A 17,336-nucleotide genomic window follows, 5' to 3' on the forward strand; every position below is an offset into this window, starting at 1 on the left:
TAAACCGCAACGCCCCTGAGAGTGAGTATCATTTATAATGATAATTCAAACTATCACATAAATAAGATTTATATATAATTTATATTATTCAGGCAATGAATTACTTTTGCAAGCCATCGCATTCTCTTATGTTATTAATGAGTTATGCTGATTTGTTAAGCTGTTTTATCACGCTTGAAATGGCGTCCCGCCCCGACAGGTGAATCGTCGGGGCTGATTTTTTCTTATTATTGCAGCAGAAACTTCTCGAGGAACTGGCGGGTGCGAGGCTGCTGGGGATCGGCAAATAACGCTTTTGCTGCCCCCTGCTCGACTATCCGCCCCTGGTCCATAAAAATCGCCCGGTCCGCAACATCCCGGGCAAAGCTCATTTCGTGCGTCACAATCACCATCGTGCGCTTTTCCTGCGCCAGCTGACGGATGGTGTTCAGGACTTCGCCCACCAGCTCTGGATCCAGCGCCGACGTTGGCTCGTCAAACAAAATCACCTCAGGACGCATTGCCAGCGCACGTGCAATCGCAACACGTTGCTGTTGACCGCCAGACAAACGACGTGGATAGCTGGTTTCTTTACCGGCCAGCCCAACTTTCGCCAACAGCTCGCGAGCGCGCGCCGTGGCCTCTTCTTTCGGTTCGCCTTTGACGATCACCGGCCCTTCAATAATGTTTTCCAGCACCGTACGATGCGGAAACAAATTAAAGTTCTGGAAGACAAACCCGACGTGCTGACGCAACTGGCGAATCAGCGATTTTTGCTGACTTAATGAACGTGCAGTATCAATAGTGATATCGCCAACGGTGATAGTTCCCGCTTCCGGTTGTTCCAGCAGATTTATGCTGCGTAGCAACGTGGTTTTGCCGGAACCACTCGGACCGATAATTGCCACCACTTCGCCAGGCTTTACCTCAAGGTCGATACCGTGCAGCACCGTCTGACCGTGAAATTTTTTCACCAGGTTCTTAACTTCAATGGCACTCATTTTGGTTCTCTCTCCTGGCGATTAAGTTGATTCTCAAAATGGTTCTGCAACGTCGATAATACTGTCGCCATGATCCAGTAGATGAGCGAAGCCGCCAGGTACATGGTGAACACCTCCAGCGTGCGCGAGGTAATCAACTGCGCCTGACGGAACAGCTCCGGCACCTGAATTGTCGCGGCCAGCGACGTATCTTTTACCAGGCTGATAAAGCTGTTCGACAGCGGCGGCAACGCCACCCGCGCCGCCTGTGGCAAAATCGCGCGACGCATAGTCTGCCATGGCGTCATACCAATACTGGCAGCTGCTTCCCACTGACCTTTATCAATAGAAGAAATGGCGGCGCGCAGCGTTTCGGCAGCATAGGCGGCAGTGTTGAGCGACAGACCAATCATTGCTGACGGAATGGGATCTAATTCGATACCAAACTGCGGCAGGCCGTAATAGATCATAAACAGTTGTGCGATGAGCGGTGTACCACGAAAAATAGAGATATAAAAACGCGCCAGCCAGCGCACGGGCCAGATTGGCGACAGGCGCATCAGCGCGAGAATAAACCCGAGCAGTAAGCCAAAAAACATGCCGCCGATACTGAGTTGCAGCGTATACCCAGCCCCTTTCAGCAGGAACGGCAAGGAATCAATAACCAGTTGTATACTTTCTTGCATGAGCGTTCCCGGAGCTAAACGTGGGGATGATAGGCGAACAGCGCAGGCGCACCGCCGGTATGAATAAACAGAATCGGCCCTTCATCTTTGAAACGTTTCTGACTGATACCGTCAATCAGACCCGCCATCGCTTTTCCGGTATACACAGGATCAAGCAGAATGCCTTCCAGCCGCGCCAGCAATTTCACTGCTTCCATGCCTTCGTCGTTCGGCACGCCGTAGCCAGGTGCAAAATAGTCATCCCAGAGTAAAATTTCCGCTGATGCGGTCAGCTCCAGTTCTTTCGCAATCGCCTGTTGTAGGTTAACCACTTTCGGCAATTGATCGGCAACGGAACGCGACACGGTCACGCCAATCAGTTCGCTTTCAGGCATCAGGTGTTCCAGCCCAACAGCCAGTCCGGCGTGAGTTCCGGCACTGCCCGATGCGACCACCACCGACGAAATATTAACCGCCCCTTCACACTGTTGCGCGATTTCCAGCGCACTCTCCACATAACCCAGCGCGCCCAGAGCATTAGAACCGCCAACCGGAATGACATACGGGCGAAAGCCTTGTGCTTCGACTCGCGTCGCCAGCTCTTCCAGTTGGGCATTGGGATCGGTCAGTGCGTCGCACATTTCAATCTGGGTATTGAACAGATCCAGCAACAAGCGATTGCCGTTGGTTAAATAGTTTTCTGCGGTTGTGCCAATAGGATTTTCCAGCAGCGCCACGCAGTGCAGACCGAGTTTGGCAGCGACTGCGGCAGTCTGGCGCACATGGTTAGACTGGATCGCCCCGGCAGTAATCAGCGTATCGGCACCTTCGCGCAGAGCATCTGCCGCGAGAAATTCTAGCTTACGTAATTTATTGCCGCCCATTGCCATGGGGGTGACGTCATCCCGTTTGATGAAAATTTCCCGTCCTAGATAATCAGAAAAGCGCGGCAGATATTCGAGCGGCGTTGGCGCGCCGATAAACTCCAACCGTGGAAAACGGGTTAAATTATGCAGTGGCATAACAGCCTCCGATGTGTGTTGTTGTGATTTTCTTATTATGCACGCTGAAAACGCGTAAATAAAAAAGGCGCTGGTGAAAGCGCCCTTTTTTGTCATTATGCTGATTATTTGGTCACATCAGCACCAAACCATTTTTCGGAAAGGGCTTGCAGAGTGCCATCTTTTTGCATTTCCGCAATTGCATCGTTCACTGCTTTCAGCAGGTCTTCATTTCCTTTACGCAGCGCCACGCCAGACTCCTGACGGGAGAATGCTTCACCGGTTACTGCCAGCGTATCGTTGGTTTTCTTCACCAGATCCAGCGCCGCCAGACGGTCAACGAGGATCGCATCGATACGGCCTACGCGCAGATCCTGATATTTGGTCGGGTCATCATCATAGGTACGCACATCGACGCCCTGAACATTCTGCCGCAGCCACTCTTCATAGTTGGTGCCCAGACCGACACCCACTTTTTTGCCTTTCAGATCAGCAGCCGTTTTAATGGTGCCTTCGTTACCTTTTTTCACCAGCGCCTGAATACCAGAAATGGTGTACGGGGTAGAGAAATCGTATTTTTTCTTGCGCTCATCAGAAATGGTGACCTGATTAATCACCACATCAATGCGTTTAGAGTCCAGCGACGCCAGCATACCGTCCCATTTGGTCGGTTTTAGTGACGCCTCAACGCCAAGATGTTTTGCCAGCTGTTGGGCAAATTCCACTTCAAAACCGGTTAATTTGCCGTCATCCCCCTGAAAACTGAACGGCGGATAAGTGCCTTCCAGCCCTACCAGCAGCGTGCCGCGCTCTTTAACTTTATTAAGCAGACCTTCATCTGCAAAACTTTTAACGCTCATGCCCGCAACCAGCGCTACGGCCATCACACTCATCAATGCCTGACGTCCCAGATGTGCTAATTTCATATTTACCCCGAATGTTGTTATGTCTGTTTGCAGTGTAGAGCCATTGTTTGTAAACACAAAAACAACTCCGCTACATCTTATTCTTATTTAATATATATCAGAAGCAGGCAGGCTGGAGGATTTCTGCACAAGTCCGGTACACGTTTGACGCTGATAGTGTTGATACTTCCGTAATGCGATGCGGTAATTGTTGGTGCTGGTGGTGGGCAGCCACGGGGCGAGGATTTCATCAAGGAAACCGTCCTGCAGCGGATCGAGGGAAATATTTTGCTCGTGTAGATGATTCCCCAAACGGCGCAAACGAACGACATATTCACGCACCGTACCTGGGCTCATTTCAGTTTGCTCAAAAAGAAATTGCTTAAAGCCGATAATATCGAAAAAATCACTCTGCGTTTTGCAATGTAAATCACCGCAAAATCGGCACAATGCCGCCCATGATTTTTGTTCCGTTTGCCAGCCATTTTCATCAAGCAGCGCGTCCAGGCGGGAAATCTCGATTTTATTCACTATTTTGCCGTCGCGAACGAGGGTAATGCGATCGAGTAATTTACGGCAATGCGCGCAATGAGTCTGGCTGTGTTTAAAGTCTTTAAGATAGCGGCTTAATGGCCGTCTTTTCAGGTGCTGCACCATCATTAAGAACTCCTGGTAGTCAAAGTTAAAGTGCGGCATTTACTGACGTTATAACTTACCCAGTTTAGTGCGTAACCGTTTAATAGCCTGGCTGTGTAACTGACTGACCCGCGATTCCCCGACCTCCAGCACCGCGCCAATCTCTTTGAGATTCAGCTCTTCCTGGTAATAGAGGGTTAATACCAGTTTTTCGCGCTCCGGCAACGTTTCGATGGCTTCCATCACCCGCTGACGCAGATTACTGTCCAGCAGTTGTTGTAGCGGGTTTTCTCGCTGATGATCATCAGTAACCAGTTCGATGCTATCGCCGTGCTCTTCGCGCCACTCATCGTAGGAGAAGAGCTGGCTGTTATTGGTGTCGAGCAACATTTGGCGATAATCGGCAATATCGATCCCTAAACGTTCCGCTACCTCAGTTTCCGTGGCGTTGCGGCCAAGTTCCTGCTCCAGTTGCCCTATTGCCTGTGCCACTTCACGCGCGTTGCGTCGCACGCTGCGCGGCACCCAGTCACGGCTGCGAAGTTCATCCAGCATAGCGCCACGGATACGCTGCACTGCGTAAGTTGTAAATGCCGTTCCTTGTAGGGCGTCATAGCGTTCGACGGCATTAAGTAACCCAATGCCGCCCGCCTGTAGCAGATCGTCAAGTTCCACGCTCGCGGGCAGTCGAACCTGCAGGCGCAATGCTTCGTGACGCACCAGCGGGACATAACGCTGCCACAGCGAGTGTTTATCCATTACACCTTCAGCGGTATAGAGTGAATTCACGATAAACAGCCCTGCGTTATATGAGTTATCGGCATGATTATCCGTTTCTGCAGGGTTTTTAATCGGACGATTAGTGGGTGAAATGAGGGGTTATTTGGGGGTTACCGGTAAATTGCGGGCAGAAAAAACCCCGCCGGTAGCGGGGTCAGGCAGGTTAAGGCCATTAGCCTTGTAACAGAGACAGAACTTGCTGCGGTACCTGGTTGGCTTTAGACAGCACGGAGTTGCCCGCCTGCTGGATAATCTGCGCTTTCGACATGTTGGACACTTCGGTCGCATAGTCGGCGTCCTGAATACGGGACTGCGCTTCAGACAGGTTGGTGGTGGTGTTGTTCAGGTTGGTGACCGCAGAATCCAGACGGTTTTGAACGGCACCGAGGGAGGAGCGGAATTTGTCGACTTTAGCGATTGCGGCATCCAGTGCTTTTAACGGATCGGCTGTAGCGGCTCCCGCCACTTCCGCTGCACCAACAGTTACCGCCGCCGCCGTACCGGTAATGACTACAGTGGCTTCCATGTATTTACCGGTTGCAGAATCAACGACCGCATATTTAGTACTGTTAGACGCGGTGTCAGTGTAAGACAGTAAATTGACTTGTTTACCCCCAGCATCCTTGACATCCGCAGCAGCAATTGCTGTACCATCAGCAGCCGTCAGTTTCGCCGCGCTGAAATCCGCCATGCCGGACACGGTAAATCCTTTCAGATTCAAAGTGGTACTGTCGATTTGTTGCAAGCCAATGCTGATCGTCTGGTTATCATTGGCACCAATCTGAATCTTCATCGAATCGTTTTTCGACAGCACGTTCACACCGTTGAACTGGGTCTGACCAGATACACGGTCAATTTCATCAAGACGGGATTTGATTTCGTCCTGAATAGAAGACAGGTCGGAATCAGAGTTCGTGCCGGTAGAGGCCTGAACGGTCAGTTCACGAATACGCTGCAAGTTGTTGTTAATCTCTGACAGCGCGCCTTCAGCCGTCTGCGCCAGAGAAATACCGTCGTTGGCGTTACGTGCGGCCTGAGTCAGACCTTTGATGTTAGAAGTAAAGCGGTTAGCAATCGCCTGGCCCGCGGCGTCATCTTTAGCGCTGTTAATACGCAGACCAGAAGAGAGGCGCTCGATAGAAGTCGACAGCGCAGACTGGTTTTTGTTGATGTTGTTCTGAGTGATCAGCGAGAGGCTGTTGGTATTAATGACTTGTGCCATAATTCATTTTCCTGTTTTCAAGTCTACGGTTTAAGTATTGGGCTTCCACCCTTCGGCTTCGTCGCCGTCAACCCTGTTATCGTCTGGTCACTCACAACCTTTAGAATTTTTTTCTAGCGGTCGAAATACTCCCCTTCCTCGTTGCTGTTCGTGCCATTAAGGCAAAAAATAAATCGTAAACTTTACCCCGCTTACGCCGATAACCCCGGTATTCGTTCTATACACGTCGCATGATTAAGGAAACTATATGGCTAGTATTTCAACGCTTGGGGTTGGGTCGGGGCTGGACTTAAGCAGCATCCTTGACAGTCTGGAGGCGGCAGAAAAATCTACCCTGACGCCGATATCAAAACAGCAAAGCTCTTACACCGCGAAACTGAGCGCCTACGGGACGCTGAAAAGTGCACTAGAGAGTTTCCAGACAGCCAACACAGCACTGAATAAAGCCGATTTATTTACCGCCACCTCAACCACCAGCAGTTCATCGGCTTTCAGCGCCACCACCACGGGCAGCGCGATTGCTGGGAAATACACCATTAGCGTTAGCCAACTGGCGCAGGCACAGACGCTGACAACAAAAAATAGTCAAAAAGACAGTAAAGCCGCCATCGCCACCAGCGATAGCGTACTGACCATCCAACAAGGCGGCGGTAAAGATCCGGTCACGATTGATATCAGCGCGGGTAACTCGTCACTTTCCGGCATTCGCGATGCCATTAACAACGCCAAAGCTGGTGTCAGCGCCAGTATCATCAATGTGGGAAACGGCGAATATCGTCTGTCCATCACCGCTAACGATACGGGCAGCAATAACGCTATGAAACTTAGCGTCAGCGGCGACAGCGCCCTGGAAAGTTTTATGGGTTACAACGGAACGCCGGGTGATAGCAGCAATGGCATGATTGAAAGCGTCACCGCGCAAAACGCCAAACTGACAGTCAATAACGTTGAGATTGAAAACAGCAGTAACACTATCAGCGACTCACTGGAAGATATCACCCTCAACCTGAATGACGTCACCACCGGTAATCAGACACTGACCATCAGTAAAGACACATCCAAAGCTGAAAATGCGGTTAAAGCGTGGGTGGATGCCTATAACACATTGCAGGATACATTCAGCAGCTTAACCAAATACACCGCTGTCGATGCCGGAGCTGAAAGTCAGGACTCCAGTAATGGCGCATTACTCGGTGACTCCACACTGCGTACCATCCAGACTCAGCTTAAAACCTTGCTCGCCAATACTCACAGCAGTTCAAACTATAAAACGCTGGCACAGATTGGCATTACCAGCGATGCCAGTACCGGCAAGCTGGAAATCGCGACCGACAAACTGCAAACGGCGCTAAAAAATGATGCCGCTGGTATCGGTGAAATGTTTATAGGTGACGGCAAAAGTACTGGGGTAACCACCGGCATTAGTAACAACCTGACCAGTTGGCTCTCTTCCACCGGGATAATCCAGGCAGCAAAAGATGGCGTCAGCAAAACGCTGAATAATTTGACCGACCAGTACAACGCAGCCAGTGAACGTATCGATACCTTAATGACGCGCTATAAAGCCCAGTTCACCCAATTAGATGTGTTAATGAACTCGCTGAACTCCACTAGTAGCTATCTGACACAGCAGTTCGACACCTCAAATAGCAACTCGAAATAATCTTCAGGAGAGACTATGTACGCGGCAAAAGGCACCCAGGCCTATGCACAAATTGGCGTCGAAAGCGCCGTAATGAGCGCCAGCCAGCAACAGCTGGTCACCATGCTATTTGATGGAGTGCTGAGCGCACTGGTTAGAGCGCGCCTGTTTATGCAGGACAACAATCAGCAAGGCAAAGGCGTCTCTTTGTCAAAAGCGATCAACATCATTGAGAACGGGCTGCGGGTGAGTCTTGATGAAGAGAGCAAAGACGAACTAACCCAAAACTTGATTGCTCTTTATAGCTATATGGTCAGGCGCTTGCTGCAAGCCAATTTACGCAACGATGTCTCCGCAGTCGAAGAAGTGGAAGCATTAATGCGCAATATTGCCGATGCCTGGAAAGAGTCTTTACTCTCCCCTTCTTTGATTCAGGACCCAGACTGATGAACAATGCACCGCATTTGTATTTCGCCTGGCAACAACTCGTCGAAAAAAGTCAGCTCATGTTACGCCTGGCGACAGAAGAACAATGGGACGAACTCATCGCCAGCGAAATGGCGTATGTGAATGCGGTGCAGGAGATCGCACACCTGACTGAAGAGGTTGCCCCGTCCACCACGATGCAGGAGCAGCTCCGCCCGATGCTGCGCCTGATTCTCGACAACGAAAGCAAGGTAAAGCAGTTATTACAGATTCGGATGGATGAACTGGCGAAACTGGTCGGTCAGTCATCGGTGCAAAAATCGGTGTTAAGTGCCTATGGCGATCAGGGTGGCTTTGTGCTGGCTCCGCAGGATAACCTCTTTTGAATCTTAAAGAGCCAATGGCTCGCGAATAATCTGATTACGGCTACGCTTCTAATGTTCCCCTTGAATGGAGTCGAAGAATGCGTAATCCCACGCTGTTACAATGTTTTCACTGGTATTACCCGGAAGGCGGTAAGCTCTGGCCTGAACTGGCCGAGCGCGCCGACGGTTTTAATGATATTGGTATCAATATGGTCTGGTTGCCGCCCGCCTATAAAGGCGCATCGGGCGGGTACTCGGTCGGCTACGACTCCTATGATTTATTTGATTTAGGCGAGTTTGATCAGAAAGGCAGCATCCCTACTAAATATGGCGATAAAGCACAACTGCTGGCCGCCATTGACGCCCTGAAACGTAATGACATTGCGGTGCTGCTGGACGTGGTAGTCAACCACAAAATGGGCGCGGATGAAAAAGAAGCTATTCGCGTGCAACGTGTAAATGCTGATGACCGTACGCAAATTGACGAAGAAATCATTGAGTGCGAAGGCTGGACGCGTTACACCTTCCCCGCGCGTGCCGGGCAATACTCGCAGTTTATCTGGGATTTCAAATGTTTTAGCGGTATCGACCATATCGAAAACCCTGATGAAGATGGCATTTTTAAAATTGTTAACGACTATACCGGAGAAGGCTGGAACGATCAGGTTGATGATGAACTCGGTAATTTCGATTATCTGATGGGTGAGAATATCGATTTTCGCAATCATGCCGTGACGGAAGAGATTAAATACTGGGCGCGCTGGGTGATGGAACAAACGCAATGCGACGGCTTTCGTCTTGATGCGGTCAAACATATTCCGGCATGGTTTTATAAAGAGTGGATCGAACACGTACAGGAAGTTGCGCCAAAGCCGCTGTTTATTGTGGCTGAATACTGGTCGCATGAAGTCGATAAACTGCAAACGTATATTGATCAGGTGGAAGGCAAAACCATGCTGTTTGATGCGCCGCTGCAGATGAAATTCCATGAAGCATCGCGCATGGGTCGCGACTACGACATGACGCAGATCTTCACTGGGACGCTGGTGGAAGCCGATCCTTTTCACGCCGTAACCCTCGTTGCCAACCACGACACCCAACCGTTGCAAGCCCTCGAAGCACCGGTCGAACCGTGGTTTAAACCGCTGGCGTATGCCTTAATTTTGTTGCGGGAAAATGGCGTTCCTTCGGTGTTCTATCCGGACCTCTACGGTGCACATTACGAAGATGTCGGTGGTGACGGGCAAACCTATCCGATAGATATGCCAATAATCGAACAGCTTGATGAGTTAATTCTCGCCCGTCAGCGTTTCGCCCACGGTGTACAGACGTTATTTTTCGACCATCCGAACTGCATTGCCTTTAGCCGCAGTGGCACCGACGAATATCCCGGCTGCGTGGTGGTCATGTCGAACGGGGATGATGGCGAAAAAACCATTCATCTGGGAGAGAATTACGGCAATAAAACCTGGCGTGATTTTCTGGGGAACCGGCAAGAGAGCGTAGTGACCGACGAAAACGGCGAAGCGACCTTCTTTTGCAACGGCGGCAGCGTCAGCGTGTGGGTTATCGAAGAGGTGATTTAAATTCATCCCCGGCGGCAAGCCGGGGAGATTTCATTACGGCAGTGGCGTCGGTAACGGCGCTTTATCCAGCGCGGCGGCACACTCTGCCGTCGGGCGATCCACACGCTCCATCGTCATACCATCGTACTCAATGGTGTTACCGTCACGCTCAACCTCGTACAGCTCACGTTTTACGGTAACGTTAGTGAGATCATCAGACATCAATGTCAATTTACCCGGCACGGCAATCACCCGCTGCCACTGACGGCAATCGAGGGTATCGCCCTCTTTAGTGACAATCAGGCTGCCTATCGCTTCCGGACTGACCAGCGCACGTTGCGGCCCTTTGGTCTGCCAGTAGCCCGCCAGCCAGTCCGGCGCGGGGGTTTTCACGACATTGTTATAGTTTTCGACTTCGGCACAGCCCGCCAGCAACATGAGCGCACCTGCAATTGCGAGTTTTTTCATCATTCGTCCTGCATGAGAAGAAAAGAGGATTGTGGCATTAAAGCCCTGATGTCGCCAGCCTTTCCAGGTTCAGAGAGAAATTTGATCTAACCATTATTTTTGTGAATTATTACCCCGAAAATAAATTTGCATGGTGTATGATTCGCGACTCTTGTTTCAAACCTTCTGAGTTCAGAGGCTACATTCATGTCATGGCAGCAATTCAAACACGCCTGGTTGATTAAATTCTGGGCGCCCATCCCCGCGGTCATCGCGGCGGGTATTCTCTCCACTTACTATTTTGGCATCACTGGCACCTTTTGGGCTGTCACAGGTGAATTTACCCGTTGGGGCGGTCAGCTCCTGCAGTTGTTCGGCGTCCATGCTGAAGAGTGGGGTTATTTTAAAATTATCCATCTGGAAGGATCGCCATTAACCCGCATCGACGGAATGATGATCCTCGGTATGTTTGGCGGCTGTTTTGCCGCAGCGCTGTGGGCCAACAATGTCAAACTGCGCATGCCGCGCAGCCGTATCCGCATTATGCAGGCCATCATTGGCGGTATTATCGCCGGTTTTGGCGCACGTCTGGCAATGGGCTGTAACCTGGCGGCGTTCTTTACCGGAATTCCACAGTTCTCGCTGCACGCCTGGTTCTTTGCCATCGCCACTGCCATTGGTTCATGGTTTGGCGCGCGCTTTACCCTTCTGCCCATCTTCCGTATTCCCGTGAAAATGCAGAAAGTTTCTGCTGCCTCACCGTTGACGCAAAAACCGGATCAGGCGCGGCGTCGTTTTCGTCTCGGGATGCTGGTCTTTTTCGGCCTGCTGGGCTGGGCGCTGCTGACGGCGATGAACCAGCCCAAACTGGGGCTGGCAATGCTGTTTGGCGTCGGCTTTGGTTTACTGATTGAACGTGCGCAAATCTGCTTTACTTCGGCGTTCCGCGATATGTGGATCACCGGACGTACCCATATGGCGAAAGCAATCATTATCGGTATGGCGGTAAGTGCCATCGGGATCTTCAGTTACGTACAGTTAGGCGTTGAACCCAAAATCATGTGGGCGGGACCAAACGCGGTAATTGGTGGTTTACTGTTTGGTTTTGGCATCGTGCTGGCAGGCGGCTGCGAAACCGGCTGGATGTACCGCGCGGTAGAAGGCCAGGTGCACTACTGGTGGGTCGGTCTGGGCAACGTGATCGGCTCAACGATTCTGGCGTACTACTGGGATGATTTCGCTCCGGCGCTGGCCACCGACTGGGACAAAATCAACCTGCTGAAAACCTTTGGCCCGATGGGCGGCCTGCTGGTGACATATTTGCTGTTGTTTGCTGCTCTAATGTTGATTATTGGCTGGGAAAAACGCTTCTTCCGCCGTGCGGCACCGCAGACTGCTAAGGAGATCGCATGAAAAATATCGTTCCTGATTACCGTCTTGATATGGTGGGTGAACCCTGCCCTTATCCGGCAGTCGCAACCCTTGAGGCGATGCCGCAGTTAAAAAAAGGGGAGATCCTGGAAGTGGTGAGCGACTGTCCGCAGTCGATCAATAATATTCCACTGGATGCGCGTAATCACGGCTATACGGTGCTGGATATTCAGCAAGACGGGCCGACCATTCGTTATTTAATTCAGAAGTAATCCCTCATTCCCGCTGTGGCCCACAGCGGGAATATCGTTGCCTCTCTATCACATAGATTTAACCCGCCCCCTCTCCTATTCTTTTCAGTGTGACCTCAGGAGGTTTCTATGTGTGGACGCTTTGCCCAATCCCAAACGCGTGAAGATTACCTTGCGCTTCTCGCGGAAGATATTGAACGCGATATTCCCTACGATCCCGAACCTATTGGCAGATACAACGTCGCGCCGGGAACCAAAGTCCTTCTGCTCAGTGAACGTGATGAACACCTTCATCTGGATCCGGTTTTCTGGGGATATGCTCCCGGATGGTGGGATAAACCGCCGCTGATTAACGCCCGCGTAGAAACTGCCGCAACCAGTCACATGTTTAAACCGCTCTGGCAACATGGTCGGGCAATCTGTTTTGCCGATGGCTGGTTTGAGTGGAAAAAAGAAGGCGACAAAAAGCAGCCTTATTTTATCTATCGTGCTGATGGACAAGCTGTTTTTATAGCCGCGATAGGTAGCACACCGTTTGAGCGTGGTGACGAAGCTGGAAGAAGTTTTTGTAAGCCCGCTCAGGGTCTTTCAGTGACTGTTGCAATGGCTGTGAGGGCGAATCTTTAAGCCATTGCGTTTCAGTGGCATTTTTCCACTCAACCAACCAGGAAGCCATTTTCCCGTAAGGGATGTATTTATTACCGGCCTCATGATTCTCATTCTGAAGCGCCAGAGCACGATTGAAAACGAAACGACATGCGCCTGCGAAGCGCCTCATTTCACGCTCCTGTTGACCACCTGGTCTTAACCGGAATTTGAATGCCTGTAGTCGTTTCATGGGCCAAATCATACTTTGGCCTATGAAAAAAGAAACCGATATCCGACGCGGAAGGCATTGTGTTTTCCTGAAGCATGTTCACCTAGTCTTCGTTACTAAGAACCTATCCCAAAAGGAATTGTCAGATAATACAATATGATAATTTCTGAGGGCGAAGTGTGGCGGGCAACAAGTGGCAGATCAGTGATGGACTCTGGGAGAAAATGGCTCCACTCATCCCGGAGCATAAAACTCAACACCCGCTGGGTACGCACCGCAAGCGGGTTGATAATCGCGCTGCAATGAACGCCATTTTCTTCGTACTCAGGACGGGCTGCCAATGGAATGCGCTGAATGCCACCGGTATATGCTCGTCAAGCTCTGCTCATCGCCGATTTCAGGAGTGGCGAGATGCCGGAGTATTTGAACGCTTCTGGTAAAATGGGTTGCTTGCTTGCGAACAGTTGGACTCTATTGACTGGTCGTGGCTGTCGATGGATGGTTGTATAACCAAATCACCGCTGGCAGGCTCAAAAAAACAGGCAAGAACCCTACAGACCGGGGGAAACAGGGCGTAAAGCGCAGTCTGATGACTGACGGGAACGGGCTACCGCTTGCACTGGTTGTTGCCGGAGCAAATACGCACGACATAAAGTTGGTTACGGATACGCTCGATGCCCTCCAGACGGGCAGACCGGGCAAGAGGCTCCGGTTGTGCATGGACAAAGGGTATGAAGCGGAATGGCTGGAATCGTATCTGAAAAGTCGTCGCTATGAACCTCATATCCAGTCACGAAAGGATGAGTCAGAGGCCATCAAATACACGGATTTTAAGGCTCACCGCTGGGTTGTAGAGAGAACACACAGTTGGATGAATCGCTACCGCCGTGTCCTGACTCGTTGGGAGAAGAAGGTCGAGAATTATGAGGCGATGCTGCATTTTGCCTGTGGTGTCATTGTCTGGAACAAAACCCTATTGGGATAGGCTCTAAATACCGACGTCAGATTTTTGACCATGACGCGACAGAAAAACTACGCACTTACTTTTCAAATGTATGTGCTGATTTTGAAGCTGAACGGGTTGAAATGGATGGCGGACCAGATCACGTCCATTTGTTAATTAACTATCCTCCCAAACTGGCGATATCCAGTCTGGTAAACAGCCTCAAAGGCGTATCGAGTAGGTTACTGCGACGAGATCGACCAGATATTGCAGTCAGGTATTACGACAAAGGCGTTTTGTGGAGTCCTGGCTATTTTGTCAGTAGCTGCATCTTAACGTATCAACTAGATTTAATAACAACGATATCCGCACCTAACCGGATATCTAATGTCATAAGCATCCCTTTAATTATCCCCTCAACCTCTTGTAACTTTCCCACTCTTGAGCTCCACATAGTCCAAACGCCGGATGCAAAAAAATCACACGTGCATTTCTGAAATTGTGATGGAGGAAGATAGTATCAATTATATGTGCTTAGAAACGTCCCCGATTAGCGCAGAAGTCACCGGATTGTTCAGACTCCAATAGGTTGAGTATGCCGTATTTATTTTCCAAAATAAAAATCGATGCTGTTGCTCCTTCATAAAATACTTTTACTCTCTGGACGCTTTTCTTAGCTCTCTTGGTGTTATCTTAAAACGATTATGGAACCTTTCAGTAAAACGAGAAGGACACTTGTAACCATTTTCCCTGGCAATCTCGCTGATGGGTTTTACTGTCGTTTGTATAGCAGACAACGCATTATTTAACCTCACGTCGTCCAATATACTTTGAAAACTTACTCCCTCGCTTGCCAGACGGCGATGCAATGTGGAAACAGAAATGTAGAGATATCTCGCTACCTTGTTTGCTGTCCATTTTGTTCCAGGTTCGGATAGCATTAGGTTATAACAACGACTTATTAATGATTGTTTACTATCTGATAAAAGTAAACAATTAACATGATGTGCTCCTAATGAAAGTAGAACGCCCATTGCTAAGTGTTCCTGAATTTGCGTTGAGAAGCCTCGGGAAATAGATGTTTTTAGTTGCTCCCAACAATATATTAACTCGGGGTTCTGAGGTAAGCAGAAACCTGTCGTGTTACGAATTTGATCAGTTATCGCATAAAATTTTTGAAACTTTTCAATTAGATCAATGGGATAATAAAGCATTTCTGCAAGATAAAGACCTGCTTCTGGATAATTCGCAATATAAAATTCATATCCACAGGGAAATAATATTATCTGATTATTATCAACAGTTAGACTATGCGTCTCCCAATTGATAACTTTTTTTCCCTGACGGATACGACATAAAGCTGGCATAAGAGGCTTAACCCTGTGAATCTCATGATGTTTATGCATCCGTATTTCTTCAATCTTTAGGTTAGTCTTATCTTTTGCCAGCATACTCTTACCCTACTTTATCTCATAAACTGGTGTTATCTCAGCGGTTGCAATTTTATTGGCATTAAGCATATAACCAACTAACGCTCCGCTGGAATTAGAATCCACAGGAATTTTATCAGTTTTTAGAGCCCATACTTTAAACTGGTAATGATGGGGTTTATCTCCTTTGGGAGGACATGCTCCACCAAATCCTGCATAACCAAAATCATTTCGGCCTTGAACAGCACCAGTCGGAAGTTTTGTACCATCACGTCTTCCTGCATCAGCGGGCAAATATGTTACAGTTGCTGGAATATTAGCAACAGTCCAGTGCCACCATCCACTGCCTGTAGGAGCATCTGGATCATACACAGTTACGGCAAAGCTTTTGGTGCCTTCAGGAGCACCAGACCAGGTTAATGAGGGCGATGTATTACCACCTTCACACCCAAATCCAGAAAATACATGAGACGTTGTAAGTTGCTCTCCTGTTTTTATTTCATTACTAGTGACCTGAAATGCTGCGGCCTGCGCAGAAAATGTTATGAATGCCAATACACTTGAAACGATAAGTTTTTTCATAAAAACCTCATTGTTGTGACCTATCGTTATTTTATTTGATGTGCCTTGATCTCATTATGCATAAAGGCGCAATGATCGCGCAAATGCAATCATAATTATAAAGGTGCCCCGAACATTAGCCATAATATGCACAAATCAGATTCCTGTTATCTCAAGGATAATTATTTTTTAATGCGGTGCACTTCGTGACAACAAGTTAATGACTAACACACCGGCACAAATCAACATCATGCCTATGATAGCTGGCAGGTCCAGTCGTTGACCAAAAAATCCCCAGGAAAGCAAACTAATCAGAACGATACCGACGCCTGACCAGATAGCATAAGCAATCCCTGTAGGTATATAAGCCAGCGTCTGAGCTAATAACCAGAATGATGCACAATAGCAAATAATTGTGCCAACAGAGGGCCATAACCGTGTAAACCCCTCTGAAAACTTCATTAAGGTTGTACCAATGACCTCTGCAAGTATTGCGCCACCAAGATAAATATAAGGGTTCATAGCATATTCTTTCCTGTTCATACTGGAGAGAATTGTACTACAGTTTGAACACAACTCACCGTTTTCATCCTGGTGTATGTGTATCCAGGGGGCTCTGGCGTGGCAAGAGATAAAGGCAGGAACAATAATGATCAGAAGGAACCCCAGGCTAACGAATGAGTTCACTCTTCCTGGGAGCAAAGCGAAGACAAAACATGTTATCGCGTTTACGGATCGTGGATGGCAGAAAACTTTCAGGATCAGGTATCCATTTTAAACCAGAAATTGAGTGAGTTTGCCCCATCCATGCCCCACGCTGTGGGATCGGATATAATAAACAAGCATAGTCAACAGGTTACAAAACCTACACCTGCATGGACATCACTTCCTGATACGCCGCCACCAGCTTATTACGCACCTGAATCCCCATTTGCATAGAAACTGAGGCTTTTTGCATATCGGTCATCACATCGTTTAGCGCCACGCCGGGCTCACCGAGGGTGAATTTTTCTGCCTGCGTGCGGGCGGCTGTTTGTGTATCGCTTATGCGATCGAGCGCGGCGTGCAGCTGCCCGGCAAAACTAATTGTCGGTTGCGGCAGTGATTCCTGCGCACGCGCACTCATCGCCGTGGTCTGTAACTGGCTGATAACCCCTTCAATCCCCTGTATCGCTGACATTTTCATCTCCCGGATAATTTCTGGTAGCAAAGCCTACCAGTAAGTCAATAAGACAAAGGCGCTAAATAGCAACAAAAAAACGGGTTTATTGGCGGATAGAAAAAAACGAAAGCACAAATAATGGGAGCGTCAATTTTTCGAGTTTGCTGACCCGGGAGTGAGTCTTGTTC

At 49.2% G+C, this 17,336-nt stretch carries 18 protein-coding genes and 5 pseudogenes; 10 read left to right on the forward strand and 13 right to left on the reverse strand.

The window, feature by feature from the left end:
* Positions 1-227: 227 nt before the first annotated feature.
* From tcyN to ACJHWT_RS14415, 7 genes are all read right to left on the reverse strand, one after another.
* On the reverse strand, positions 228-980 hold the full coding sequence (tcyN, locus tag ACJHWT_RS14385; RefSeq protein WP_001272994.1) for an L-cystine ABC transporter ATP-binding protein TcyN: 753 nt from the start codon (positions 978-980) through the stop codon (positions 228-230).
* Positions 977-1,645: a cystine ABC transporter permease gene (gene tcyL, locus ACJHWT_RS14390; RefSeq protein WP_001158220.1), complete on the reverse strand. Its 669-nt coding sequence runs from the start codon at positions 1,643-1,645 to the stop codon at positions 977-979. The genes tcyN and tcyL overlap by 4 nt, the downstream gene beginning before the upstream one ends.
* A gap of 14 nt (positions 1,646-1,659) precedes the next feature.
* Positions 1,660-2,646 carry a D-cysteine desulfhydrase gene (gene dcyD, locus ACJHWT_RS14395; RefSeq protein ID WP_001128215.1) on the reverse strand — a complete coding sequence of 329 codons (987 nt, stop codon included), beginning with the start codon at positions 2,644-2,646 and terminating at the stop codon, positions 1,660-1,662.
* Between the two features lie 104 nt (positions 2,647-2,750).
* Positions 2,751-3,551: a cystine ABC transporter substrate-binding protein gene (tcyJ, locus tag ACJHWT_RS14400; RefSeq protein WP_001317901.1), complete on the reverse strand. Its 801-nt coding sequence runs from the start codon at positions 3,549-3,551 to the stop codon at positions 2,751-2,753.
* An 87-nt stretch (positions 3,552-3,638) separates the two neighbouring features.
* Complete coding sequence (gene fliZ, locus ACJHWT_RS14405; protein WP_001317902.1) at positions 3,639-4,190, reverse strand: flagella biosynthesis regulatory protein FliZ; 552 nt, start codon at positions 4,188-4,190, stop codon at positions 3,639-3,641.
* 45 nt (positions 4,191-4,235) lie between these two features.
* A complete protein-coding gene (gene fliA, locus ACJHWT_RS14410) occupies positions 4,236-4,955 on the reverse strand; it encodes an RNA polymerase sigma factor FliA (protein ID WP_001087467.1) in 720 nt (239 codons plus the stop codon).
* Positions 4,956-5,118: 163 nt separating this feature from the next.
* Complete coding sequence (locus tag ACJHWT_RS14415; RefSeq protein ID WP_000079759.1) at positions 5,119-6,168, reverse strand: flagellin FliC; 1,050 nt, start codon at positions 6,166-6,168, stop codon at positions 5,119-5,121.
* A gap of 247 nt (positions 6,169-6,415) precedes the next feature.
* Here ACJHWT_RS14415 and fliD point away from each other — a divergent pair, with 247 nt between their 5' ends.
* From fliD to amyA, 4 genes are all read left to right on the forward strand, one after another.
* A complete protein-coding gene (fliD, locus tag ACJHWT_RS14420; protein WP_000146830.1) occupies positions 6,416-7,831 on the forward strand; it encodes a flagellar filament capping protein FliD in 1,416 nt (471 codons plus the stop codon).
* A 15-nt stretch (positions 7,832-7,846) separates the two neighbouring features.
* Complete coding sequence (gene fliS / locus ACJHWT_RS14425) at positions 7,847-8,257, forward strand: flagellar export chaperone FliS (RefSeq protein ID WP_000270662.1); 411 nt, start codon at positions 7,847-7,849, stop codon at positions 8,255-8,257.
* Complete coding sequence (fliT, locus tag ACJHWT_RS14430; protein WP_001057840.1) at positions 8,257-8,622, forward strand: flagella biosynthesis regulatory protein FliT; 366 nt, start codon at positions 8,257-8,259, stop codon at positions 8,620-8,622. The genes fliS and fliT overlap by 1 nt, the downstream gene beginning before the upstream one ends.
* 77 nt (positions 8,623-8,699) lie before the next feature.
* Positions 8,700-10,187, forward strand: coding sequence for an alpha-amylase (gene amyA / locus ACJHWT_RS14435; protein ID WP_001245699.1), 1,488 nt, complete (start codon positions 8,700-8,702; stop codon positions 10,185-10,187).
* Positions 10,188-10,220: 33 nt separating this feature from the next.
* Here the strand turns inward: amyA and yedD are convergent, their stop codons facing one another.
* The gene (gene yedD, locus ACJHWT_RS14440) at positions 10,221-10,634 is read right to left on the reverse strand and encodes a lipoprotein YedD (RefSeq protein WP_001295642.1); all 414 of its coding nucleotides are present in this window, start codon (positions 10,632-10,634) and stop codon (positions 10,221-10,223) included.
* Between the two features lie 186 nt (positions 10,635-10,820).
* Between yedD and yedE the strand changes: the two genes are divergently transcribed.
* The 3 genes and pseudogenes from yedE to ACJHWT_RS14455 all read left to right on the forward strand — a co-directional run.
* Positions 10,821-12,026 (forward strand): selenium metabolism membrane protein YedE/FdhT, encoded by a 1,206-nt coding sequence (gene yedE, locus ACJHWT_RS14445; RefSeq protein WP_000118890.1) that lies wholly within the window; start codon positions 10,821-10,823, stop codon positions 12,024-12,026.
* Positions 12,023-12,256, forward strand: a complete 234-nt coding sequence (gene yedF, locus ACJHWT_RS14450) for a sulfurtransferase-like selenium metabolism protein YedF (RefSeq protein WP_000790504.1) — start codon at positions 12,023-12,025, stop codon at positions 12,254-12,256. The genes yedE and yedF overlap by 4 nt, the downstream gene beginning before the upstream one ends.
* A gap of 108 nt (positions 12,257-12,364) precedes the next feature.
* Positions 12,365-12,790 (forward strand): annotated as a pseudogene (locus tag ACJHWT_RS14455) (SOS response-associated peptidase family protein); the annotation flags it as partial.
* Here ACJHWT_RS14455 and ACJHWT_RS14460 read toward each other — a convergent pair.
* Positions 12,783-13,073, reverse strand: a pseudogene (locus ACJHWT_RS14460) (helix-turn-helix domain-containing protein); the annotation flags it as partial. The pseudogenes ACJHWT_RS14455 and ACJHWT_RS14460 sit on opposite strands and share 8 nt — an antisense overlap.
* 7 nt (positions 13,074-13,080) lie before the next feature.
* Between ACJHWT_RS14460 and ACJHWT_RS14465 the strand changes: the two are divergent.
* From ACJHWT_RS14465 to tnpA, 3 pseudogenes are all read left to right on the forward strand, one after another.
* Positions 13,081-13,173: pseudogene (locus tag ACJHWT_RS14465) on the forward strand (transposase); the annotation flags it as partial.
* A 58-nt stretch (positions 13,174-13,231) separates the two neighbouring features.
* Positions 13,232-14,037: pseudogene (locus ACJHWT_RS14470) on the forward strand (IS5 family transposase).
* Positions 14,038-14,039: 2 nt separating this feature from the next.
* Positions 14,040-14,492: pseudogene (gene tnpA, locus ACJHWT_RS14475) on the forward strand (IS200/IS605 family transposase); the annotation flags it as partial.
* Positions 14,493-14,648: 156 nt separating this feature from the next.
* Here the strand turns inward: tnpA and ACJHWT_RS14480 are convergent.
* The 4 genes from ACJHWT_RS14480 to fliE all read right to left on the reverse strand — a co-directional run bounded on the left by ACJHWT_RS14480 (position 14,649) and on the right by fliE (position 17,166).
* Positions 14,649-15,446, reverse strand: coding sequence for a helix-turn-helix transcriptional regulator (locus ACJHWT_RS14480; protein ID WP_000879825.1), 798 nt, complete (start codon positions 15,444-15,446; stop codon positions 14,649-14,651).
* Positions 15,447-15,455: 9 nt separating this feature from the next.
* Positions 15,456-16,007, reverse strand: a complete 552-nt coding sequence (ybcL, locus tag ACJHWT_RS14485; protein WP_001310919.1) for a Raf kinase inhibitor-like protein YbcL — start codon at positions 16,005-16,007, stop codon at positions 15,456-15,458.
* A gap of 168 nt (positions 16,008-16,175) precedes the next feature.
* A complete protein-coding gene (emrE, locus tag ACJHWT_RS14490; protein WP_001070440.1) occupies positions 16,176-16,508 on the reverse strand; it encodes a multidrug efflux SMR transporter EmrE in 333 nt (110 codons plus the stop codon).
* A 343-nt stretch (positions 16,509-16,851) separates the two neighbouring features.
* Positions 16,852-17,166 carry a flagellar hook-basal body complex protein FliE gene (gene fliE, locus ACJHWT_RS14495; protein ID WP_001301376.1) on the reverse strand — a complete coding sequence of 105 codons (315 nt, stop codon included), beginning with the start codon at positions 17,164-17,166 and terminating at the stop codon, positions 16,852-16,854.
* Between the last annotated feature and the right edge of the window lie 170 nt (positions 17,167-17,336).

Origin of the sequence: Escherichia sp. WS338 (assembly GCF_046486405.1) — a bacterium.
GTDB classification, from domain to species: Bacteria; Pseudomonadota; Gammaproteobacteria; order Enterobacterales; family Enterobacteriaceae; genus Escherichia; species Escherichia coli.